Raw genomic sequence first — 22,165 nt, forward strand, 5'->3', positions numbered from 1 at the left:
CGACTCGCTTCGCTCGCTCAGGACGCTGAGGGTGGCGTCAGCGTCAGCGTGTCCTGCGTCGCCTTCGTGACGGCAGCCGTACTGAACGGCCACGACCTCGTCCTGTTGGTCTGCCACAGGGGTGTCTGGTCGACGTAGTGCGGATTGAACGCGTGGCCGGATTCCCCGGTGAGATTGATCCAGGTCGAGTGATCGAAGTCCGACAGATCGACCACCTGCCTCATCGAAGGCACCCAGTTCACCTGGTAGCCGGCCGAGGCATCCCAGCCGACGGCATCCACGACGGATGAGCTGCCACCGAGCTTGTACGGGCCGCGATTGAACAGCCACTCGATCGGCGCGATGCCGGACTCGCCGAAGCTCTCGTTCGTGACCTCGAGGGTGTGGATGTCGCCCCACTTCCAGTCCGACGTCTCCGGCCCCATGAGCCTCACGGCCTCGTGATACGCCTGATCCGCCGCGTGGGCGAACATGTCGTCGCGGTTCTCGAGGCCGAGCTTGTCGTCGACCCACCACGGCGAGGTCTTCTGCGTGGCCAGTGAGTCGACGACCTGGAACCAGCGGTCGCCACCGACCGGCGCGGTTCCGGCCGGCAGCTTGCGTGCGAAGGCGTCGTGCAGCAGGTTGCGCCAGAAGATGTTGAAGAAGGCGGCCGCGGCACTGTCGGCATCGTCGTGATAGTTCCAGTTCTTCAGCAGGTCGACAGCCGTCTGGGTGCCGGTGTCGAGGGGCGTGTCGAGCAGAATGGGCACGAGGGCCGCGGCGTTGGCGTCGTACGTGTCCGCGTCGATCTTCGACATGTCGGCCGACGTGATCTTGCGACCCGAACCGATCAGCTTCGAGATGTCGGCCGTGATGCGGTCGGCCCGGTAGCCGGCGTCCCAGTCCTTGGTCAGATTCAGCGGGGAGTTCGGGCCGACGGCCGCATTGTTGGCTGTGACGATGTATCCGCCGGGCGGGTTGTACACGCTCGGCAGCTGATCGAACGGGATGTATCCGCTCCATCCGTAGGCACTCGACCATCCAGGCGTGATCGTCGTGCCGTCGCCCTGCTTGCGGATCGGGATGCTGCCCGGCGCCTGGTAGCCGATGTTCCCCTTCGTGTCCGCGTAGACCAGATTCTGCGCCGGAACGTCGAAGAGCTCGGCCGCGCCGCGGAATCCCTGCCAATCGGTGGCACGGTCCAGCGCGAAGATGGCTTCCGCCGTGTGCCCTGGGGTCAGCGCGGTCCACTCGAGGGAAAGCGCGTACTTTCCGCCGGGGATGCCGCCCGATGCTGTGCGGTGGCTCTTCGCGATCGTGTCGTAGGCGCCGCCGGAGACGATCGGCCCGTGATTCGTGGAGCGCACGGTGATCGTCACAGGCTTTCCGCCCGCGACATCGATGGTCTCTTTGCGGGTGGTGAAGGGAACGACCTTGCCGTCGTACGAGTAGCCCTTGTCCGACACCTTCTCGAGGTAGAGATCCGTCACGTCCGGCCCCAAGTTGGTGAAGCCCCACGCGATGCTCTGGTTGTGCCCGATGATCACGCCGGGCAGACCGGAGAAGCTGTAGCCGGCGACGTCGAACGGGCAGGATGCGTTCACGCTCGCACAGTGCAGGCCGACCTGGTACCAGATGCTCGGGGCAGCGGGCCCGAGGTGGGGGTCGTTGGAGAGCAACGGCTTGCCGGTCGCGGTGTGCGAGCCGGCGACCACCCACGAGTTCGAGCCGATGTCGTCACTGTCGATGCCGAGGAGCTGCGGCACGGAATCGACGGATGTCTGCAGCTGCGTGACCAGCGCGGAGGCGGTGACGACGGCATCCTGGCCGGCCTGCGCGATGTCTGCCGTTGATCCGGCGTCGGTGCTCGTCGAAGCCGCGCCGGTCTCGGTGTCCCCACCGCCGGCATCCGTGATGGTGGGATGCGTGGAGTACGGATACGCCGGGTGCAGCTGCGCGATCTGGTCGGGCGTCAGTTTCGTGGCGAGCAGCGCCCTGTCGGTCTCTTCGTCGAGGTTGGAGCGAAGGTCCCACGCCATCGCCTTGAGCCACGAGACGGAGTCGACCGGCGTCCACTTCTCCGGCGTGTATCCCGGGGTCTGCAGGCCCAGCACGGCGTACTCCAGCGAGATGTCGGCGCCCTTGTGACCGGCGAGGTAGTCGTTCACGCCGTCGGCGTAGGCCTGGTAATAGGACAGCGTGGTGGCGTCCATCTGCTTCACCTCCTGCTCGGCGACGCGCCGCCAGCCGAGGGTGCGGATGAACTCGTCGGTGCCCACCTGACTCGCGCCGAACAGCTCGCTCAGACGACCGGCGGTGACGTGACGGCGAAAGTCCATCTCCCAGAACCGGTCCTGCGCGTGCACGTAGCCTTCGGCCAGGAAGAGGTCGTGGGCGCTGGATGCCGTGATCTGCGGGATGCCGGCATCGTCGCGCTGCACCTGAGCCTTCGCCTTCAACCCCGGAATGGAGATGGTGCCGCTGGTCTGCGGGAACGAGCGGGTCACAGTCCAGAAGCCGAGCACCGCGGCAACTACTGCGAGCGTCGCGACGATGGCGATCAGGATGCCCAGAAACCGCCAGAACGGATGCCTCCTGGCCAGGCGCGGCGAATCGCTGCCCACTTCACTCCCTCGTGTCGGCCCCCGCTCGCCATGCTATCGGGCGCCGTGTGCGCGGCAGGTCGTTCCGCTACTCGATCAGCGGAGGCGGGTCGGCGGTCAGGCGTGCAGCACGGCGTTGAGCGTGATGCCCTTGCCGTTGCGCTGCAGCACCTCGACGGCACCGGTGAGCGAGTTGCGGCGGAACAGCAGGCCGGCCACGCCGGAGAGCTCGACGGCCTTGACGGTCTGCGGTCTGCCGTCTGCATCCGGCGCAGAGCCCATCAGCACGACCTTGGTGCCGGCCGTGACGTACAGCCCGGCCTCGACGACGCAGTCGTCGCCGATCGAGATGCCGATGCCGCTGTTGGCACCGAGCAGCGAGCGCTCGCCGATGGCGATGCGCTGGGTTCCGCCTCCTGAGAGCGTGCCCATGATGGACGCCCCGCCGCCGATGTCGGACCCGTCGCCGACCACGACGCCCTGTGAGATGCGACCCTCGACCATGGAGGAGCCCAGCGTGCCGGCGTTGTAGTTGACGAAGCCTTCGTGCATCACCGTGGTGCCGGGGGCGAGGTGGGCGCCGAGGCGCACGCGCGAGGCATCGGCGATGCGCACCCGATCGGGCACGACGTAGTCGAGCAGGCGGGGGAACTTGTCGATTCCGGAGGCCTGGATGCCCGCACGCTGCAGCGCCGGCCGCAGCCGCGCATAGTCGGCAGGATGCATCGGGCCCGCATTCGTCCACGCAACGATCGGCAGATGGCCGAAGATGCCGTCGAGATTGATCGTGTTCGGCGCAACGAGAAGATGGGAGAGCAGATGGAGCCGCAGGTAGGCATCCGGAGTGCTTCGAACGGGTGCCGCGATCTCGATCTCGACAGAACGTGCGTCGATGCGCACGTTCCGCGTCGCGTCCTCGCCCGTCTGCGCCTCGAGTTCCGCCGGCACGAGCCAGGGGTCACGGCCGTGCAGCGCGCGACCGAGCCGTGGTTCGCCATACCAGGTGTCGAGTACGGTGCCGTCTCCGGCAACGGTGACGAGTCCATAGCCCCAGGCGTGCGTCGGCAGCTCAGCCCCTCTACCGGAGTCTGACAGGACGGCGTCGGGTTCGGCGGCGGGCATGCATCTAGATTAGTAGCGTGCCTCTGGACCTGACGGCCGGCCCGGTCGAACTCACCCGCGTCATCTGCGACATCGAGTCCGTCTCGGGCGGCGAACAGCCGCTTGCGGATGCCATCGAGCACGCCGTACGCGCCGTCGCCCACCTCGAGGTGACCAGGCTCGGCAACTGCGTCATCGCCAGCACGAACTTCGGTCGAGCGAAGCGGGTGGCGATCGCGGGCCACATCGACACGGTGCCGGTCAACGACAACCTGCCGACCAGGTTCGAGACGCTCGGCGGCGTCGACTATCTGTGGGGGCGCGGGACCGTCGACATGAAGTCAGGGGTCGCCGTGCAGCTCGCGCTCGCCGCAGAACTCGACGACCCGCGCTACGACGTGACCTGGCTCTGGTACGACAACGAGGAGGTCTCCTCCGACCTGAACGGTCTGCGCAGGCTCGCCGACGAGCGCCCGGACCTGCTGGAAGCCGACTTCGCAGTGCTCGGCGAGCCCACGGGCGCCGAGGTCGAGGGCGGCTGCAACGGCACGCTGCGGGTCGACGTGCGAACGACGGGGCTGCGGGCCCACGCGGCGAGGCCGTGGGTGGGGGACAACGCCATCCACAAGGCTGCGCCGATCCTGCAGACGCTGGCGACGTACGAGCCTCGCGAGGTCGACGTCGAGGGACTCACTTACCGCGAGGCACTGAACGCCGTGCTGATCAGGGGAGGGGTGGCGACCAATGTCATTCCCGACGAGTGCGTGGTGCACGTCAACTACCGATTCGCTCCCTCTCGCTCGGGCGAGGAGGCGATCGAGCACCTCGAGGAGCTGTTCGGCGAGCACGAGGTGACCGTGGCAGACCTGGCAGAGGGTGCGCGTCCCGGCCTCGACACCGAGTTCGCGCAGGAGTTTCTGAGCGCGGTCGGAGCAACGGCCAAGCCCAAGTACGGCTGGACTGATGTCGCGCGGTTCGCCGCCCTCGGCATTCCGGCTGTCAACTACGGTCCCGGTGACGCCCTCAAGGCGCACGCGGACGACGAGCGCGTCGCGCTCGACGAGATCGTGGCCTGCGAGACCGGGCTGCGGCGTTGGCTCACGGCGCGGTGACCGGGACCGGCGTCGACCTCACGGTCACGGCCAGGCGGCGGATGCTCCCGGCCGGCCTGCGCATCCGGTACCGCCTCACGCCGTGGTGGGTGAAGGTGATCGTCGTCTACCTGCTCGCCCGAGTGCTCACCACGGTCATGATGCTGGTGCTGGCCGGCGTGCAGGGCCAGAATCCGTGGACAGGGCCGCACCCGGATTACCTCGACTTCGCATCGATCTGGGACGGCCGCTGGTACGACATCGTCGCAGAGGCCGGTTACCCGAAGACCCTGCCGACCGGGCAGGACGGAACGCTTCAGCAGAACGCGTGGGCTTTCCTTCCCGGGTACCCCTTCGTCGTGCGAGGGCTGATGATCGCCACCGCGCTGCCCTGGTCACCCGTCGCCGTCGCAGTGTCGTTCGGGCTCGGCCTCGGGGCGGCGCTGCTGTTCTATCGGCTGATGGCGTTGCGCCTGCCGGGTTCCGTCAGCCTCTTCGCAGTCGTGCTGTTCTGTGTCAGCCCGATTTCGCCGCTGTTCCAGGTGGCGTACGCCGAGTCGATGTACCTGTTCTTCCTGATCCTCGCGCTCTATTTGCTGCTGCGGCGACAGTACTGGTGGATGCTCCTGCCCATCGTGGTGATGGCGTTCACACGTCCCAGCGGCCTCGCGTTCGCGCTGGCGCTGGGGTTCCACGTCGTCTACCGCTGGGTGGTGCGCAAGAAGGATGCGTTCCCGATGCGCGAGCGGGTGGCATCCGTCATCGTCACGGCCGTGGCAGGGATCAGCGGCATCGCCTGGCCCGCGATCGCCGGCCTGGTCACCGGCGTGCCGAACGCCTACACCGCAACGGAGCTCACCTGGCGCTCCGACTACATCGGAGCCAACCATCTTTTGCCGTTCGCACCGTGGTTCCAGGCTGTCGACTGGTGGTTCTCGGTGTGGCTGCGGGTTCCGGCCTGGCTGGGCTACCTCACTCTCGTGCTGATCCTCGCGCTGTTCGCGCTCTCGTTGTTCAGCCCGGCGGTGCGCCGCCTCGGCGTCGACCTGCGATTCTGGCTGGTCGCATACGCCCTCTACCTGCTGGCCGTGTTCTTTCCGCAGTCCAGCACGTTCCGCCTTCTCGCGCCGATGGCACCGCTGCTCGGCGCGATCGCACAGCCGCGCAGCAAGACGTATCGGATCGGCATGGTCGCGCTCTTCCTCGTGTTGCAATGGGGCTGGCTTCTGCTCTGCTGGGGCGTCGACGGCGCGGATTGGTCGCCGCCGTGAAGTGTCACACGGCTACGTGATCTCACCGGCGATTTCGCCGCCGTTCACAGGATGGCGGATAATGGAGAGACATCCACGAAAGGGGAGCTACATGGCGGCCATGAAGCCGAGAACCGGAGACGGACCCATGGAGGCTGTGAAGGAGGGGCGCCTCATCATCGTGCGCGTTCCCCTCGAAGGTGGAGGCCGGCTCGTCGTTTCGGTCAATGACGCCGAAGCCAAGGAGCTCCACGACGTGCTCGCTGCAGTGATCCCGAGCAGCTGACACGCCAGCACTGAGAAACATCGAACGAGAGCGGATGCCTGAGGCATCCGCTCTCGTTCGCTCTGTCTCTTTTGTTGAGCATATCTCGACGATCGTTTACTCTGGTGCCGGGGCAGTCGAGGCGGAAGCTGAAGTCCCTATTCGCCGAGCTTGGTGATCTGCAGAAGACCGTCTCCGACGGTGCTCAGTGCGCTCACCACGGCGGGGGAGGCGGCGATCTCGGTGACGAGCGTGCGGAAACCCGTGGTGATCTCGTCGCGCTGCGCCGGGTCGGCGACGCGGCCCTTCCAGAGCGCGTGCGGCACGAGAACGGTGCCGCCTGGGCGAGCAAGCCGCAGTGCGTGCTCGACGTACTCGATGACTCCAGCGGGATCGGCGTCGACCAGTACCACGTCGTAGGCGTTCTCGTTCATGCGCGGGAGCACGTCGCGTGCTCGCCCGGTGATGAGCCGCACCCGTGACGGCTGGATGCCGGCGTCGGTGAAGTTCGATCGCGCGCCCTGCTGATGGTCGGCTTCGACATCGATCGAGGTGAGCGTCGCCGCGGTTGCGCCGCGCAACAGCCAGAGCCCGGAGACGCCTGCCCCCGTTCCCACCTCGAGCACGCTGCGCGCTGCGGTCGCCGCGGTGACGACGGCAGACTGCGCACCGATGGCGGGCGAAATCGCGTCGATGCCCAATTCGAGCGACTGGGCTCGTGCTGCCTGGATGACCTCAGGCTCCGAGACGATGTCGGTCGCGAATCTCCAGCTCTGATCGTGATGTGACACTCGTTTCCTTCCTTGCCGATAACAATACGGCCGCCCGCGGCGCGGACGCGCAGGCGCACGCGTTACTCTGTATCCGTGTTCGGTTTGACCATTGAGAAACTGGTGATCATCGGTGTGATCGCCGTCTTTCTCGTCGGTCCCAACCGACTACCGAAATACGCGGCCCAGCTGGGGCAGTGGGCGCGCAATCTGAGGAACCTCGCGAACAACGCGACGGACAAGATGCGCGAGGAGCTGGGGCCCGAGTTCGAAGACGTCGATTGGCGCAAACTCGATCCGCGACAGTACGACCCGCGCCGCATCATCCGCGACGCGCTGCTCGACGACGAGCCTGCGCCGACGTTGAGTCGGCCCGCCAAGGCCACCAGGCTCGAAGCGGGGGCCTTGCCTCCGTACGACAGCGAAGCCACGTAGAAGCCGGCGTCCCGACGGGGTTGCCGATCAGGGGACGAGCGCTGCTGCCAACACGTCACGTACCGCGGATGCGGAACCCGAGCAACGTGCATCCGTCTCATCGAGGCCGCGTCGTTTCCAGAGCAGGAGCAGCGCGTCCTCCGGTGAGATCTCGAGTGTCGCATCGATGCGGTCGGGTGAGCCGCCGATCAGCACCGTCGTCTCTTCGGCATCCGCGCGCCGCAGACGGAACTCGATCGTGACGGCGAGCGGCTCCAGCCGCCCAAGGGCGACTTGCCGGGGAGCCAGATCTTCGGCGACCTCGCGCACACCGTCGACGGCCACATCGACGGGAATCGTCGCGTTGCGTCCGACCGCGCGTGCGGCATCCCACACGTGGATCGTGGTCTCCAGCGCCTGCCGACGAGCCCAGGTGGCGGCGACGTGGGGCCGGTAGAGGGTCCAGCACGGTGCAGCGGGCGGTGTGGAACGCAGCGTCGTGACGAGGGCGGCGGCCCCTGCCAGGAGCCGCGCGGGAAGATCGTCGGCGTCGGCGTCCACGAGGTCGTCAGATTCGTCCCTCACGGCGCTGGTCTTCTCGGGTCCGGCGACCACTTTGCTGCGTGCCCAGCGGTGGATGTCGATCACGTGCTCGCCCAGATCGCGTAGGGTCCACCCCGGGCACGACGGCACGGCCGTGCGGGTGTCCGCTTGTTCGAGCACCGTGGCGAATGATCTCGAAGCGGCATCGATCTGGTCGATGTGGTCGGTGTAGTCCATGTGGTTCATTCCTTGGGACCGCGTCGCGGAACGCGCCTGCACGCAGAGCGGCAGTCAGACGGGGGACGGGTTGAGCGAGCGACCGGCGAGCCCTCGCGGCCGGGTAGACAAGCGCTCTGCAACGGTGCGGATGACCGCCGCCGCGGGGTCGTCCGGGCGTGAGACCACGATCGGCACGCCGTCGTCGCCCCCCGCGCGAAGATCGACACTGAGAGGCACGGATGCCAGCAGCGGCACCGCGGCATCCTGGCCCACGGACAGCCGCTCGGCCGCGTCGGCACCGCCACCTGATCCGAACAGGTCGAGCACCGTGCCGTCCGGCCCTGGCAGCCCCGCCATGTTCTCGATGACGCCGAACACCCGCTGGCCGGTCTGACGTGCGACGACTCCGCTGCGCACCGCGACGTCCGCAGCGGCGGGCTGCGGGGTGGTCACGACGATCACGTCGGCGCCGGGCAGCAGTTGTCCCACCGAGATGGCGACGTCGCCCGTGCCCGGCGGGAGGTCGAGCAGAAGCACGTCGAGGTCGCCGAAGTACACATCGGTGAGGAACTGCGAGATCGTGCGATGCAGCATCGGACCGCGCCACGCCACTGCGGTCGACGCGCCCTGGCCGCGAGCCGGATCGAGAAACATGCCGATCGAGATCGTCTTCACGCCGTACGCGACAGGAGGCAGGATCATCTCGTCGACCCTGGTCGGCTGCTGCGTCACACCGTCGTGCACGAGCCCCAGGATGCCCGGGATCGAGAACCCGTACACGTCGGCGTCGATGAGCCCCACTCGCAGTCCGCTCTGTGCGAGCGCCACGGCGAGGTTGGCGGTGATCGTCGACTTGCCGACACCGCCCTTGCCGCTCGTCACGGCGTAGACCCGGGTGAGGGAGTCCGGAGTGAACGGGTTCACGCGCCCGCGGCTGCCGCGCAGGCGCTCCGTGAGCGCCGCGCGCTCCTGGGGCGTCATCACGGTGATGTCGAGGTCGAGAGACGTCACGCCCGAGGCGGAGGCGACCGCCTCGCGCACATCGCGTTCGATGGTGTCCGCCGCCGGGCATCCCACGATCGTCAGCTTGATCGAGACGGATGCCCGCCCCTCGCCGTCGACCGACACATCGCCCACCATGTCGAGCTCGGTGATCGGGCGCCTGATCTCCGGATCGGTCACCCGAGCCAGGGCCGCGCGCACCGCATCGGTGGCCGCGCTGGTCGCGTCAGCCACGAGCGGGCTCGTCGCTTTCCGAGCGCCTCGGCTGATCTCTGTCGCGTTCCAGCTCGTCCAGCAGGGCGCGCAATTCGGCCCTGATGAAGTCCTTCGAGGCCATGTCCTTCACTGCGAGTCGAAGGGCCACCACCTCGCGGGCCAGGTACTCCGTGTCGGCCAGGTTGCGCTCCGCGCGCTGCCTGTCCTGTTCGATCTGCACCCGGTCACGGTCATCCTGACGGTTCTGCGCAAGCAGGATGAGGGGCGCGGCGTAGGAGGCCTGCAACGACAGAATCAGAGTCAGCAGCGTGAAATTGGTGATCGAGGGGTCGAATTGCCACGCCCTGGGCGCGCTGACGTTCCAGATCAGCCAGACCACCACGAAGCCGGTCATGCCGATCAGGAATCCGGAGGTGCCCATCGCCCGCGCGAACGCCTCGGAGAACCGGCCGAACCTGTCACGTCCGCTTCCGCCGAGGCGCAGCACGGGGGTCCTCAGGCCCTTCGGGGCATCCAGCCGTGTGACGGCCTTGTCAGCTCGTGCCATTTCTCACCCTCTTTCCCGTTCCGGTCTGCTGGGCGTTCGTGCCCTGCTCCTGCGTGTCGTCGAACACGTCGTCGTCTTCGTCGTGACTTCGCCAGTCGTCGGGCAACAAGAAGTCGAGGATGTCGTCAATGGTCACCACCCCGACGAGCCGATGGTTTTCATCCACGACGGGCAGCGACACCAGGTTGTAGCTGGCCAGGATGCGCGAGACCTCGGCCGCCGACGTGTTCGCCGTGACCGGTTCGAGTCCCTGGTCGATGATGGTGCCGAGCCGCTCGTGCGGCGGGTAGCGGAGCATCCGCTGAAAGTGGACCATCCCGAGGAACCTGCCGGTGGGCGGTTCGTAGGGCGGCAGCGTGATGCAGACCGCGGCGCCGAGTGCCGGTGCGAGCTCCTGCCTGCGGATCAGCGCGAGTCCCTCGGCCACCGTCGCGTCGGCTGAGAGGATGATCGGCTCGGTCGTCATGAGGCCGCCCGCGGTGTCCGGCGCGTAGCTGAGCAGCATGCGCACGTCTTCCGCTTCTTCGGGCTGCATGAGCTCGAGCAGATGCTCGCCCCTGTCTTCGGGAAGCTGGGCGATCAGGTCAGCCGCGTCATCCGGCTGCATCTGATCGAGCACGTCGGCGGCGCGGTCATCGTCGAGGACGGCGAGGATGTCCACCTGGTCGCTCTCCGGCATCTCTTCGAGCACGTCGGCGAGACGCTCGTCGGGCAGTTCGCCGGCGACCTCGAGCCTGCGCTGCTCGGGCAGATCGAGCAGGGTGTTCGCCAAATCGGCCGGCTTCAGGTCCGAATACGTCGCGATCAGCTGCTCGGCGGACTGCGCCTCGCCCTTCGCTGTGCGCTCGCGCACCTGATTCCAGGTGGCGAAGACGGTGGCACCCTTGGCGAACGGCGACGGACTGGTCTTCGGCCGCCGTACGAACAACTGCGAGATGGACCAGTCGCCTGGACCGTACTGCTCGATCGCGACATCCTCGATCGTCGCGGGGCCCGAGCCGTCGCGGAAGTCGACGGTGCGGCCGAGGATTTCCGCGATCACTCGCACCTCACCGCCGCGCTGCTCGAAACGCCGAACGTTGATGAGCCCTGTCGTGATGATCTGGCCGGCACCGATGCTGGTCACGCGGCCGATCGAGACGAACACGCGGCGCTTGCCGGGAATCTCCACCACCAGACCGACAACACGAGGCGGGTCGCTTTTGCGGTAGACCACGAGCACGTCGCGCACCTTGCCCAGGCGATCGCCCGCGGGGTCGAAGACGGTGCACCCGGCCAGCCGGGCCACGAACACGCGCACTGCACTCACACCTAAACCTTACGGGCGATTGAGGATCGGCGATGGGAGCTTGCTCGTATCGCCGATTCGATTGAGTCCGTGAGCGGCCGAGCCGCGATAGAGGCGATTGAGGGGAGAGCGGTGGGAGCTTGCTCCCGCCGCCGACCCGATTGAGCCTCTGAGCGGCGAAGCCGCGATACGGGCGATTGAGTCCGTGAGCGACGGGCGATTGAGTCCGCGGGCGGCGGAGCCGCGATACGGGCGATTGAGCGCCCAGGGTCTGCTCCGTTCCCGCTGGGGTCGCGTCGACGGCCCACCGGGCGATCGACCCAAGCTCCACCGCGCATGGGACAATGGCCGAATGAGCAGCCAAGGTCCGCTCGGCGGGCGACAGCGGCAGGTTTTTCCCAGCATTCCCCGAGGCGAGGTGGTGGCTGCCTTCGAGACCTATCCAGAAGCTCAGGGCGCCGTCGACGTGCTCGTCAAGGCCGACTTCCCTGCCGCCCAGATCTCGATCGTCGGCAGCGACCTGAAAACCGTCGAACGCGTGACGGGCAAGCTGACGTGGGGGAGGGTCGCTGCGGCGGGCGCGGCATCCGGTGTCTGGCTCGGGATCTTCTTCGGTCTGCTGATCGAGATCTTCTCGCCGGCGACCGGTCTGGGCATCGTGATCGCCGCCGTACTGCTGGGCGCAGGCTTCGGCATGCTGTTCGGACTCGTCTCTTTCGCGATCACGAGGCGCAGACGCGATTACACATCCCTGACCCAGGTGCTCGCGACGAGCTACTCCATCATCGTCGACCCCGAGTTGGCCAACCGCGCACGCAACCTGCTCACCGGCATCGGCGGGGTTCAGGATGTCGCGCCCGACACCGGGCAGCGGGCAGGGCATCCGTCGGATCCGCCTGCTGCGCCGGCTGCACCGCCTGCGTCGACAGACGGCACCTCGGCAAAGCGGCCGCAGTACGGCGAGAATCCTCCCCGGTACGGCGAGAACGCGCCCCGCTACGGGGAGAACCCGCCGCCATCGGGTGGCGACGACCGCAAGGAGTAGGCGGGCCCGAAGGCTGCTCCGAGGCGCACGGGTCAGGCGCGCAGGCGAGCGATCCAGGCCTCGACGTCGTCCGCGGTGCGCGGGATGGCGATCGACAGGTTCTCCGCACCGGTCGCGGTCACCACGATGTCGTCCTCGATGCGCACCCCGATACCGCGGAATTCCTTCGGCACCGTGAGGTCGTCCGGCTGGAAGTACAGGCCGGGCTCGATCGTGAACGTCATGCCCGCCTCGATCACGCCATCGATATAGAACTCCCGGCGTGCCTGGGCGCAGTCGTGAACGTCGAGGCCGAGGTGATGGCTGGTGCCGTGCACCATGTACCGGCGGTGCTGCTGCTGGTCGGCCTGCAGCGCCTCTTCGGCCGTCACCGGCAGCATCCCCCACTCCGCGGTGCGCCGCGCGATGACCTCCATCGCCGTCGCGTGCACCTCGCGGAAGCGGATGCCGGGTCGCACAATCGCGAAGGCGGCATCCGCGGCCTCGCGCACGGTCTCATAGACCAGGCGCTGCGTCTCGGTGAAGGTTCCGCTCACCGGCAGCGTGCGTGTGATGTCAGCGGTGTACAGGCTGTCGACCTCGACGCCCGCGTCGATGAGTACGAGATCGCCGGGGACGACGGGGCCGTTGTTGCGGGTCCAGTGCAGGATGCACGCGTGCGGTCCGGAGGCGGCGATCGTGTCGTAGCCGACAGCGTTGCCGTCCAGTCGAGCGCGGGCGTTGAAGACGCCCTCGATCACGCGTTCGCCGCGTTCGTGAGTACTGATGCCTGGCAGCTCGCGGACGATGTCGTCGAAGCCCTCGGCGGTCGCAGCGATCGCTGTGCGGAGCTCGTCGAGCTCCCAGCCGTTCTTCGTCAGACGCAGCTCGGAGAGGTCGCGGGCGAGCACGGCATCCTCGTCTTCGACGGCGGCATCGGCTGCCTGATCGTGCAGCTGGATCAGCCGGAGCGCGTCGACGCGGGAGGTGAGATCGACATCCGACTCGCGCACGATCAGGGTGGACTCGTCGACGGCATCCAGCACGGCATCGAGCTCGGCGATCGCATGCGTCGGCAGGGCAAGGTCGCCTGCGACCTGGGCGAGCGATGGGCGCGGGCCGATCCAGAATTCGCCGATCTCCGGGTTCGCGTAGAACTCGTCCGAATCGCGTCCTGCGCGCTCGCGGAAGTAGAGAGTCGCCTCGTGGCCGGCGTCCGTCGGCTCGAGCACGAGCACGCTGCCGGGCTCGGAATCCGATCCCCAGCCCGTGAGATGAGTGAAGGCGGAGTGCGCGCGGAACGGATAGTCGGTGTCGTTCGCGCGCTGCTTGAGACGCCCGGCGGGCACGACCAGGCGCTTGCCAGGATGCTTCGCCGAGATCGCGGCGCGGTTCGCGGCGGCCGGCGCTGCGGCATCCCGAGCAGGGGGAACGACCTCGGTGCGCTCGGCCCAGCCAGAGCCGATGTACTCGGCGAACGACGACGACGCGGGGGTCGTCGAGCGGTTCTGAGTCGCACGCGGCGTCGGCGTCTCCGTCACGGCGGGACGGGTTGCGGTCTGTGCGGTCTCGGGGGAGTCGATGTCGGCCATGTCTCCATTCTCTCGCCGTTCGCCTGAGCATCGTGCCGGGGTCCGACAGCGACGGACGCTACGGGCAACGGGCATGGGCAGTGGGCGCCGGGCGGTCGGCGGGCGGCAATACGATGGGGTGATGGCCGATCCCCGCGCATTCCGGGCCCCGATCGATCTGCACACGCACTCGAGCGTGTCGGATGGCACGGAGTCGCCCGCCGAACTCGTGCGCGCGGCCGCCGGTGCAGGACTCGGCACGGTAGCACTGACCGATCACGACTCCACAGGAGGGTGGGAGGATGCCGCTGCGACGGCATCCGAGGTCGGCCTCACGTTCGTCCCCGGCATGGAGCTGTCGACCCGCTACGGCTGGAAGAGCGTGCACATGCTCGCCTACCTTTTCGACCCGGCCGACGAGCCATTGGCGGCGGAGACCCTGCGCATCAGGGACGCGCGCCGCAGCAGGGCCGAGACGATGGTGGCGAGGCTTGGACTGGACTACGACCTGTCATGGGACGACGTGCTTGCGCACACCGCGCCTGGCGCGACGGTTGGACGGCCGCACATCGCCGACGCCCTGGTGTCGCGCGGCGTCGTGCCGGATCGATCGGCCGCCTTCGAGACGCTGCTGCATCCAAGGGGCGGCTATTACGAGCCGATCTACGCCCCCACGCCGCTCGACGGTGTACGGCTGATCAGGGGGGCGGGAGGCGTTCCGGTGCTCGCCCATCCCGCGACGCGCGGACGCGACGGCATCATCCAGGATGTCTACCTGCAGCGCCTCGTCGACTCCGGCCTCGCGGGCCTCGAGCTCGACCACCGCGAGAACACCGAAGACGGCAAGGCTGCATTGAGGCAGCTCGCCGAGCACTTCGGGCTGATCCTCACAGGCTCGAGCGACTACCACGGGGCAGGCAAACCCAACCGGCTCGGCGAGAACACGACGCCGCCGGAGTCGCTGGAGCGCATCCTCGACGAGTCCGCCTACCTGGCGCGCACCGGCTGAGCCTCTGCCGCGAAGCGGGATGACCCAGGGGACTGGGGTGCGGCGCTCGCTCAGGGGGGTGAGCGCAGCACGCTCGGCTGGAGCGCTACTGGGCTGCGGGAGCTCCGCCGGAGGGACGACGGCGACGGCGGCGACGCGGAGCGCTGTTGCCGTCGTGGTGCTGGTGTCCCTGGCCGTCGTGAGTACCGGCAGCCGCCTTCTCGGCCGGTGCTGCGGCATCCGGCGCCGAAGTCTGGGGAGCGGAATCCGACGCCCCTCGCGTGCGACGGCGGTTGCGGCTGTCCGCCGATCCGCCCCGGCGAGAACTGGAGCCCGGCTCGGATGCCTGACGCTCCTGCTTCATCGGCGGGGTCGGCTTGAGCCGGCCCTTGGCATCCGTCGGGATGTTCAGGTCGCTGTAGAGGTGCGGCGACGACGAGTACGTCTCGGTCGGCTCCGGCTGGCCGAAGTCCAGCGCGCGGTTGATGAGCGCCCACTTGTGCAGGTCGTCCCAGTCCACGAACGTGACGGCCGTGCCCTGCCGGCCGGCGCGTCCGGTGCGCCCGACGCGGTGCAGGTACGCCTTCTCGTCCTCGGGGATGGTGTGGTTGATCACGTGAGTGACGTCGATGACGTCGATGCCGCGGGCCGCGACATCCGTGGCGATCAGCACGTCTCGCTTGCCTGCGCGGAACGAGGTCATCGCCCTCTCGCGCTGCTCCTGGCTGAGGTCGCCGTGCACGGCGGCGGCGTTGAAGCCGCGGTCGCTGAGCTCCTCAACCAGCTTGGCGGCAGCCCGCTTCGTGCGGGTGAAGATCACGGTCTTGCCGCGACCCTCCGCCTGGAGGATGCGCGCGATCACTTCGTCTTTGTCGAGCGCGTGAGCCCGATAGACGACGTGGTTGATGTTGGCCTGCGTGAGGCCTTCGTCGGGCTCGGACGCGCGGATGTGGATCGGACGCGTCATGAACCGGCGAGCGAGGGCAACGATCGGCGCCGGCATGGTGGCGGAGAAGAGCATGGTGTGCCGGGTGGCCGACGTCAGCGAGAACAGCTTCTCGACGTCGGGCAGGAAGCCGAGGTCGAGCATGCGGTCCGCCTCGTCGAGCACCATCTCGCGCACGTGCGACAGGTCGAGAATGTGCTGGCCCGCGAGGTCGAGCAGTCGGCCGGGCGTGCCGACGATGATCTGGGCGCCTGCCTTGATCTGCTCGATCTGCCCGTCGTACGACTTGCCGCCGTAGATCGACGCCACGGTCGTCGGACGGCCGGAGGTGGCCAGCTCGAGGTCCTCTGCCACCTGGATGGCGAGTTCGCGCGTCGGTGCGACCACGAGGGCCTGCACGCCCGGTGCGGGCGTCTCGCCGAGACGCTGGATCAGAGGAAGGCCGAAGCCGAAGGTCTTGCCGGTGCCCGTCTTCGCCTGACCGATGATGTCCTGGCCGCTGAGGGCGAGTGGGATGGTCTGCTGCTGGATGGGGAACGGTTCTGTGATGCCGTGGGAGGCGAGTGCCTGCACCATGTCGGCGTCGATGTTCAATTCGGAGAACGTCACGTTGGTCTGCCTGTCGAAGAGAGTGATGCGGATCGGTCGGATCCGAGTGGCCGCGCCCGCACGGTCATCACGTCTTCCGGGGCGCAGGGCCGTCGATCCTGCGCCGACGGCCAGGCCAGTCTACCGGGCCGCCCGTATGTAAGCTTGCGCACGTGGCATCCTGGTTCACCCGCAAGTCGACGCCCGTCGACGCGCCGAAGCTCAAGCCGCGGCGTGAACAGGCATCCACGGTGCGTGTCGATCTGCACGACATCGCGCCCGACCTCCTTCCCTACCTCGGTCAGGTCGCCTACCTGCAACTGCAGGCGTTCGAGACGCTGTCGCGTGTCGTGCAGCAGGTGCCGTCGCTTGCCAGCAAGGAGTCGGTGGCGCTCGCCGCCGGCGCGGCACTGAGCCGCCACCAGGCAGTTCTGGCAGAGATCCGCAGGCACGACGCGGAGCCGGCCGAGGTGATGGCGCCCTTCGCCCGTGCGATCGACGGATTCCAGGCGATCACGATCGGGCGCGACTGGCAGGAGACCCTGCTCGGCATCTACGTCACTGACGGACTGCTCGGCGACTTCTTCATGCGCCTGGCCCAAGGACTGCCGGGGGATGTCGGTCCGCGCGCCGCGAGCATGCTCGGTTCGCAGACCGGCACCGAGCAGCTGGCGGGCATCCTGGCCAAGGAGATCGCCGAGGATGTCACGCTCGGCTCTCGCCTGGCCATGTGGGGCCGCAGGCTGGTCGGCGACACGCTGCTCGTCGCTCGCTCTGCACTCAAGTTGTCGGGCAATCAGCGCTCGGATGAGGAGCGCATCGACCCGGTCTTCACCGAGATCATCGGAGCCCATACCCGGCGGATGGACGCGCTCGGCCTCACCGCCTGACGGGCGATGCGGAGGGGGTCTCGATACGCGGGCGGCCCCGCCGCGCGCTACTCGACCGGCGGGGCGGGTGCGGACTCGAGGAACGTGGTGCGCAGCTGCTGCTGCACATCGGCATCCAGGCTGAGTCCCTCGGAGAAGTAGCGCTCGATCGATCCGTAGTGCTCGTGCATCTCGTCCAGAGCGGCCCGGAGGTACTCCTCTTTCACGCCGAGTATCGGTCGCAGCGCCTCGGGGTCCCCGCCCTTCGCCGCGAACCCGTCGAGCACCGGCTTCAGCCCGGCCATCAGGTAGTCGTTGCTGAGCAGGTAGTCCTCGGCCACCGTCTGCTCGGGCACCCCGAGCAGGAGCAGCAGAGCCGCTGTCGCCCAACCCGTGCGGTCCTTTCCCGTCGTGCAGTGGTACAGCGCGGGAAGTGAGTCCCCATCGGCCAGCCGAAGAAAGAGGTCACGGTAGGAGGCCTTGGCGCTGGGCAAGGAGACCAGCCCGCGGTATGCGGTGCCGAACACGGCTCCGACGTCGGCGCGGGCGAGCAGTTTGCTGGCCTTCTGCGGCTGGGACGACAGCTCGCCGATTCGCGCAGGCGTCGCGCCAGGAGCGTCGGCCATCACGTCGAGGTCCACCTCGGATGCCCCGATCGGCAGCCGATCCGGGCTCGCCGCTCGCTCCGCGGCGGTGCGCAGATCGAACACCGTTCGTACGCCGCGATCCTGCAACCGGGTCAGGTCCGACTCGGTCGCCCTGTCGAGCGCGGTCGAGCGGTAGACGAGCCCGAGGCGCACGCGCTTGCCGTCCGTGGTGCGATAGCCGCCGATGTCCCGGAGGTTCGGCACGGCGTCGGCGGGCAGGAGAGTGCCGGGGACGGCATCCGCTCCATCCGGAGCGTCGTCGTCGGGTGCTTCGGACGTCTCAGCTTCAGACAACTCAGAGCCCTGTCGTTCTCAGGCGCCGGTCGACGGGATGCCCGTGCGCGTGAGGCGATGCAGCCTCGACGTATCGGCCCTGGTGCGCAGCGCCCCGAGAAGGAGGTCGACGCCGACCGTGAGGATCGCGGTGCCGACGATGGTGATCCACCAGATCCACCCGCCGTTCCACTTCATGCCCGCCCAGGTGAGGCCGACCCAGAGCGCGGCCGCGAGGGCGGCGCCGACTGCAGGAACCAGCACACTTCCGTGAGCGTGCCGGTACGGCAGCGTATATCGGGCGATCAGACCGATGATCGCGCCGGCGAGCGTGATGAACAGAAGCTCCATTGGCCGTGCCTTCGTAGTCCGCGTAATCTGCCGTGGCGGGCCGTGAAGGTCCGCCGGGCCAGGTTACGCGACGAAGCCGACTCGGCGCGATTCCTCGCTGCCGATCTGGATGTACGCGATGCCGGCCGTCGGGACGATGTAGAGGCTGCCGTGGTCGTCGCGCAGTTGAAGGGTGCTCTCTCCCCCGCCGAGCGCGGCGGTCACTGCGGCCTCGATCTCAGCGGCCGACTGGCCGGACTCGAAGGTGAGCTCACGGGGTGCGTTGACGATTCCGATGCGAATTTCCACGAAGGGCCTTCCGTTGTGTCGTGCGAGGGATGCCCTGCCTGCGCCGATCCGCAACGTGCGGTACCCGGGCATCCGTCAGTCACACTACGGCAGGGGCTCGCATCGATCCGGGCAGTTCACTGACGGCAGAAATGCGCGCAGTTCGCGGTGCTCTGGACCCTCGTGTTGACGCTGCGGCGCCGGGTGCCGAGACGCCAGAGGGTCGCCTCGGCAATGTCGGCTGCCGCCCCTATCGTGAACACCGTGACGCAGCAGGAGCCCGAACTCGACGCATCGCAACGTGCCGTTCTGGCGCTCGATGCGGCGGCGTCGGCACTCGTCGTCGGAGCGCCCGGAACGGGCAAGACGACGACCCTCGTCGAGCTGGTGGCCGATCGCGTTCACCGGCTCGAGCTTCCGGCGGAGTCCGTGTTGGCGCTCGCGTTCGACCGTGCGAGCGCGACCCGGCTGCGCGACCGGCTCGGCCTTCGGGTGGGGGAGGCCGTCAACGGCCCGCTCGCCCGCACGGTGTCATCGCTTGCTTTCGACGTCGTCGCTCAGGCGGCCATCGAAGCGGGCGGTGAGCCGCCTACCCTGCTGACTGGCGCCGAACAGGATGCCGACGTCGCCGCACTGCTCGCCGGTCACGTCGAAGACGGCTCTGGCCCCGACTGGCCGGAGCCGCTGAACGAGTCGGTTCGCGGGTTGCGGTCGTTCCGCACCGAACTGCGCGAACTCATGATGCGGGCGACGGAGCACGAGATCACGCCGCAGCGCATGCGGGAGCTCGGCGTGGGCAACGGGCATCCGGAATGGGTGGCTTCCGCCGACTTCATCGACGACTACCTGGGCGCGATCACGAGCGCCAGGCCCGATCAGCTGGACGCGGCGGAGCTCGTGCGCTACGCCGTTGCCGCGATCGAACGGGGCGACGTGAGTGATGCCGTCGACCGGCTGCGGCTGGTCGTCGTCGACGATCTGCAGGAGGCGACCGAGCTCGGCCTCGCGCTGCTGGGCGCACTCGAGTCCCGCGGCGTTGCCGTGGTGGCGTTCGGCGATCCCGACGCCTCGACGAGCGTGTTCCGCGGTGGCTCGGCCGATGTGGTCGCTCGTTTCGGACGGAGGATGCCGGTGCACTTCCTGCGCGTCGCCCACCGTCAGCCTGGAGCGCTCCGAGACCTCACCCGTTCGCTCACCGAACGGATCGGAACTGCGGGCATCGTCGGACACCGCAGTGCGCTGCCGGCGTCGGAAGACGATCGGGGACTGCCGCCGCTGATCACGATCGAGGCGGCGACGCCCGCCAGAGAGTGGTCGGCGATCGCCGGGCTGTTGCGCGAACGGCACCTGATCGACGGCGTCCCGTGGTCGCGGCTGGCCGTCGTGGTGCGCTCGGGGGCGCTGATCGACGGCGTCGCGCGGGCCCTTTCCGCCGGAGAGGTGCCCACCCGCAGCACGTCTGCCGGCACGGCTCTGCGCGACGATCCGGCGGCGCGGGCCCTCCTCGAGCTGATCGACCTCGCGGTCGGCAGGGCGAGTCTCGACGTCGACGCCGTCACGACTCTTCTGCTCGGTCCGTTCGGGGGACTGGACCGGCTCGCCATCCGCAGGCTGCGCGTCGCGCTGCGCACCGAAGAGGTCGCCTCCGGCGGCAACCGCGCCGCTGACGCGCTGCTCGTCGAGGTGATGGACGCACCTGGCAGGCTCGCGACGATCGACCACCGCATCGCCCGCGACGCCGACCGACTCGCGCGCATCCTCGACGCGGTGCGCACGGCATCCGCAGCGGGCGCGGGAATCGAAGAGCTTCTGTGGATCGTGTGGGAGAAGTCCGGGGTGGGTCCGCGCTGGCGGCAAGCGGCGTCGGGAACCGGCATGGCGGCATCCGAGGCGAATCGCAATCTCGACGGAGTCGTTGCTCTGTTCACGGCGGCGAAGCGGTTCGGAGAGCGCGAGCCGGATTCGCCGCCGTCGGTGTTCCTCGCCAGGATGCTCGATGCAGACGTGCCAGAGGACACGCTGTCGCCCACCGGCACGACGGAGTCCGTGCTCGTCGCCACGCCGTCCGGCGTCGTCGGCAGGGAGTTCGACGTGATCGTCGTCGCCGGCTTGCAGGAGGGCGTCTGGCCAGACCTGCGCGTGCGTGGCACGCTGCTGAACACGGACGCACTCGTGCTGGCAGCCCTCGGCGAGCAGCCGGTGGTGCTCGATGCCCGAAAACAGGTGCTGGCGGACGAGCTGCGGATGTTCGCGGTCGCCGTTTCCCGGGCAAGTCGACAGGTCGTGCTGGCGGCTGTCTCCGACGACGACGAGCAGCCGAGCGTGCTGTTCGGCCTCGCGCCGCGCGGAACCCCGAGCGTCAGCGCCACCGCGCCACCGATGACGCTGCGCGGACTCACGGGACTGCTGAGGCGCGAGCTGACGAGCGACGTGGCGACGGAGGCCGGCCGCCTTGCAGCGGCATCCGGCCTCGCCGAGCTCGCCGCGGCCGGGGTTCCTGGGGCAGACCCGTCGCGCTGGCACGGACTCGTCGCGCCGTCGAGCACCGCAGCACTGTATGACGACGACGAGACCGTCCCGGTGTCACCGTCGCGCATCGAGGCCATCGAGGAGTCGCCGCTGGACTGGTTCCTCGACGAGATCGCCGGTTCGAGCACGAGCACCGCGATGGGGGTCGGCACCATCGTGCACTGGGCGATGGAGACCGCGGACGATCCGGCGGTCGACGCGCTGTTCGCCGCCGTCGAGTCGCGCTGGAACGAACTCGTGTTCGAGGCGCCCTGGATCGCGGCTCGCGAGAAGCGAGCGGTTCGGCGCCTCGTGACGGGCGTCTCCGAATACCTCGCAGACGCCGATCGGGCAGGCGTACGCGTGGTGGCGGCCGAGCAGAGGTTCGCGCTCGACGTCGGTCGCGCTCAGGTGCACGGCATGATCGACCGCATCGAAGCCGACCCATCCGGCGGGGTGACGATCGTCGACCTCAAGACCGGGACGCCGCAGACCAACGCCGCGAAACTCGCCGCGATGCCGCAGCTCGGCGTCTATCAGCTGGCATACGCCTCGGGGCAGCTCGACGAGCTGTGCGAGCCGTTCTCACCGCACAGGGCGGCAGGCGCCAAGCTGCTGTTCGTGCGCGATGGGGTGCGTGGCAAGTCCTATCGGGAGGGTGAGCAGGCGGTGCTCGACGACGAAGGTCTCGAGGAGTTCAGGGAGCGCATCCGGCAGGCCGCGACGGCGATCGCCGTCGCCGAATTCGAAGGACGCGCAGAGGTCGTCGACCGAGGACCCGTTGCGGCAGTGCGACGCCTGCACCGGGTGAAAGCGGTGACCAGTGATTGAACGAGACGAGG

General features: G+C 68.4%; 20 protein-coding genes. 8 read left to right on the forward strand and 12 right to left on the reverse strand.

What is annotated here, in order from left to right; all coding sequences use genetic code 11:
- Positions 1-17 precede the first annotated feature (17 nt).
- Complete coding sequence (locus MJ603_RS12855; RefSeq protein WP_243064118.1) at positions 18-2,606, reverse strand: penicillin acylase family protein; 2,589 nt, start codon at positions 2,604-2,606, stop codon at positions 18-20.
- Positions 2,607-2,702: 96 nt separating this feature from the next.
- Positions 2,703-3,707: a 2,3,4,5-tetrahydropyridine-2,6-dicarboxylate N-succinyltransferase gene (dapD, locus tag MJ603_RS12860; RefSeq protein WP_243064119.1), complete on the reverse strand. Its 1,005-nt coding sequence runs from the start codon at positions 3,705-3,707 to the stop codon at positions 2,703-2,705.
- A gap of 17 nt (positions 3,708-3,724) precedes the next feature.
- Here dapD and dapE point away from each other — a divergent pair, with 17 nt between their 5' ends.
- The 3 genes from dapE to MJ603_RS12875 all read left to right on the forward strand — a co-directional run bounded on the left by dapE (position 3,725) and on the right by MJ603_RS12875 (position 6,313).
- A complete protein-coding gene (gene dapE / locus MJ603_RS12865; RefSeq protein WP_243064120.1) occupies positions 3,725-4,798 on the forward strand; it encodes a succinyl-diaminopimelate desuccinylase in 1,074 nt (357 codons plus the stop codon).
- Positions 4,795-6,048 (forward strand): hypothetical protein, encoded by a 1,254-nt coding sequence (locus MJ603_RS12870; RefSeq protein WP_243064121.1) that lies wholly within the window; start codon positions 4,795-4,797, stop codon positions 6,046-6,048. Before dapE ends, MJ603_RS12870 begins: the two co-directional genes overlap by 4 nt.
- Positions 6,049-6,139: 91 nt before the next feature.
- The gene (locus tag MJ603_RS12875) at positions 6,140-6,313 is read left to right on the forward strand and encodes a DUF3117 domain-containing protein (protein WP_243064122.1); all 174 of its coding nucleotides are present in this window, start codon (positions 6,140-6,142) and stop codon (positions 6,311-6,313) included.
- Positions 6,314-6,450: 137 nt separating this feature from the next.
- On the opposite strand, the gene MJ603_RS12880 is transcribed toward MJ603_RS12875, so the two are convergent.
- Positions 6,451-7,083, reverse strand: a complete 633-nt coding sequence (locus MJ603_RS12880) for a class I SAM-dependent methyltransferase (RefSeq protein ID WP_243064123.1) — start codon at positions 7,081-7,083, stop codon at positions 6,451-6,453.
- A 75-nt stretch (positions 7,084-7,158) separates the two neighbouring features.
- Between MJ603_RS12880 and MJ603_RS12885 the strand changes: the two genes are divergently transcribed.
- Positions 7,159-7,497, forward strand: a complete 339-nt coding sequence (locus tag MJ603_RS12885; RefSeq protein WP_243064124.1) for a sec-independent translocase — start codon at positions 7,159-7,161, stop codon at positions 7,495-7,497.
- A 27-nt stretch (positions 7,498-7,524) separates the two neighbouring features.
- Here MJ603_RS12885 and MJ603_RS12890 read toward each other — a convergent pair whose 3' ends face one another.
- The 4 genes from MJ603_RS12890 to MJ603_RS12905 are packed head-to-tail and all read right to left on the reverse strand — an operon-like array spanning position 7,525 to position 11,312.
- Positions 7,525-8,256, reverse strand: coding sequence for a maleylpyruvate isomerase family mycothiol-dependent enzyme (locus tag MJ603_RS12890; protein ID WP_243064125.1), 732 nt, complete (start codon positions 8,254-8,256; stop codon positions 7,525-7,527).
- Between the two features lie 54 nt (positions 8,257-8,310).
- Positions 8,311-9,474: an Mrp/NBP35 family ATP-binding protein gene (locus tag MJ603_RS12895; RefSeq protein ID WP_243064126.1), complete on the reverse strand. Its 1,164-nt coding sequence runs from the start codon at positions 9,472-9,474 to the stop codon at positions 8,311-8,313.
- Entirely contained in the window at positions 9,467-10,003 is a 537-nt protein-coding gene (locus tag MJ603_RS12900) for a DUF1003 domain-containing protein (RefSeq protein WP_243064127.1), read from the reverse strand. Before MJ603_RS12900 ends, MJ603_RS12895 begins: the two co-directional genes overlap by 8 nt.
- Entirely contained in the window at positions 9,990-11,312 is a 1,323-nt protein-coding gene (locus tag MJ603_RS12905; protein WP_243064128.1) for a magnesium transporter MgtE N-terminal domain-containing protein, read from the reverse strand. Before MJ603_RS12905 ends, MJ603_RS12900 begins: the two co-directional genes overlap by 14 nt.
- Positions 11,313-11,643: 331 nt before the next feature.
- Here MJ603_RS12905 and MJ603_RS12910 point away from each other — a divergent pair, with 331 nt between their 5' ends.
- Entirely contained in the window at positions 11,644-12,336 is a 693-nt protein-coding gene (locus MJ603_RS12910; protein ID WP_243064129.1) for a general stress protein, read from the forward strand.
- 32 nt (positions 12,337-12,368) lie between these two features.
- On the opposite strand, the gene MJ603_RS12915 is transcribed toward MJ603_RS12910, so the two are convergent.
- Complete coding sequence (locus MJ603_RS12915) at positions 12,369-13,907, reverse strand: aminopeptidase P family protein (RefSeq protein WP_243064130.1); 1,539 nt, start codon at positions 13,905-13,907, stop codon at positions 12,369-12,371.
- Between the two features lie 121 nt (positions 13,908-14,028).
- Here MJ603_RS12915 and MJ603_RS12920 point away from each other — a divergent pair, with 121 nt between their 5' ends.
- On the forward strand, positions 14,029-14,895 hold the full coding sequence (locus MJ603_RS12920; RefSeq protein ID WP_243064131.1) for a PHP domain-containing protein: 867 nt from the start codon (positions 14,029-14,031) through the stop codon (positions 14,893-14,895).
- A gap of 85 nt (positions 14,896-14,980) precedes the next feature.
- On the opposite strand, the gene MJ603_RS12925 is transcribed toward MJ603_RS12920, so the two are convergent.
- Positions 14,981-16,429 carry a DEAD/DEAH box helicase gene (locus tag MJ603_RS12925; protein WP_243064132.1) on the reverse strand — a complete coding sequence of 483 codons (1,449 nt, stop codon included), beginning with the start codon at positions 16,427-16,429 and terminating at the stop codon, positions 14,981-14,983.
- A 152-nt stretch (positions 16,430-16,581) separates the two neighbouring features.
- On the opposite strand from MJ603_RS12925, the gene MJ603_RS12930 reads away from it, so the two are divergent.
- Positions 16,582-17,298 carry a ferritin-like fold-containing protein gene (locus tag MJ603_RS12930; protein WP_243064133.1) on the forward strand — a complete coding sequence of 239 codons (717 nt, stop codon included), beginning with the start codon at positions 16,582-16,584 and terminating at the stop codon, positions 17,296-17,298.
- A 47-nt stretch (positions 17,299-17,345) separates the two neighbouring features.
- Here the strand turns inward: MJ603_RS12930 and MJ603_RS12935 are convergent, their stop codons facing one another.
- From MJ603_RS12935 to MJ603_RS12945, 3 genes are all read right to left on the reverse strand, one after another.
- Complete coding sequence (locus MJ603_RS12935) at positions 17,346-18,218, reverse strand: tyrosine-protein phosphatase (RefSeq protein WP_243064134.1); 873 nt, start codon at positions 18,216-18,218, stop codon at positions 17,346-17,348.
- Between the two features lie 18 nt (positions 18,219-18,236).
- The gene (locus MJ603_RS12940; RefSeq protein ID WP_243064135.1) at positions 18,237-18,548 is read right to left on the reverse strand and encodes a hypothetical protein; all 312 of its coding nucleotides are present in this window, start codon (positions 18,546-18,548) and stop codon (positions 18,237-18,239) included.
- 63 nt (positions 18,549-18,611) lie between these two features.
- Positions 18,612-18,836, reverse strand: coding sequence for a DUF3107 domain-containing protein (locus tag MJ603_RS12945; RefSeq protein ID WP_243064136.1), 225 nt, complete (start codon positions 18,834-18,836; stop codon positions 18,612-18,614).
- Positions 18,837-19,079: 243 nt separating this feature from the next.
- Between MJ603_RS12945 and MJ603_RS12950 the strand changes: the two genes are divergently transcribed.
- Positions 19,080-22,154: a UrvD/REP family ATP-dependent DNA helicase gene (locus MJ603_RS12950; protein ID WP_243064137.1), complete on the forward strand. Its 3,075-nt coding sequence runs from the start codon at positions 19,080-19,082 to the stop codon at positions 22,152-22,154.
- Positions 22,155-22,165 lie beyond the last annotated feature (11 nt).

Source organism: Humibacter sp. RRB41, from assembly GCF_022761015.1.
In the GTDB taxonomy this organism is placed as follows: domain Bacteria; phylum Actinomycetota; class Actinomycetes; order Actinomycetales; family Microbacteriaceae; genus Humibacter.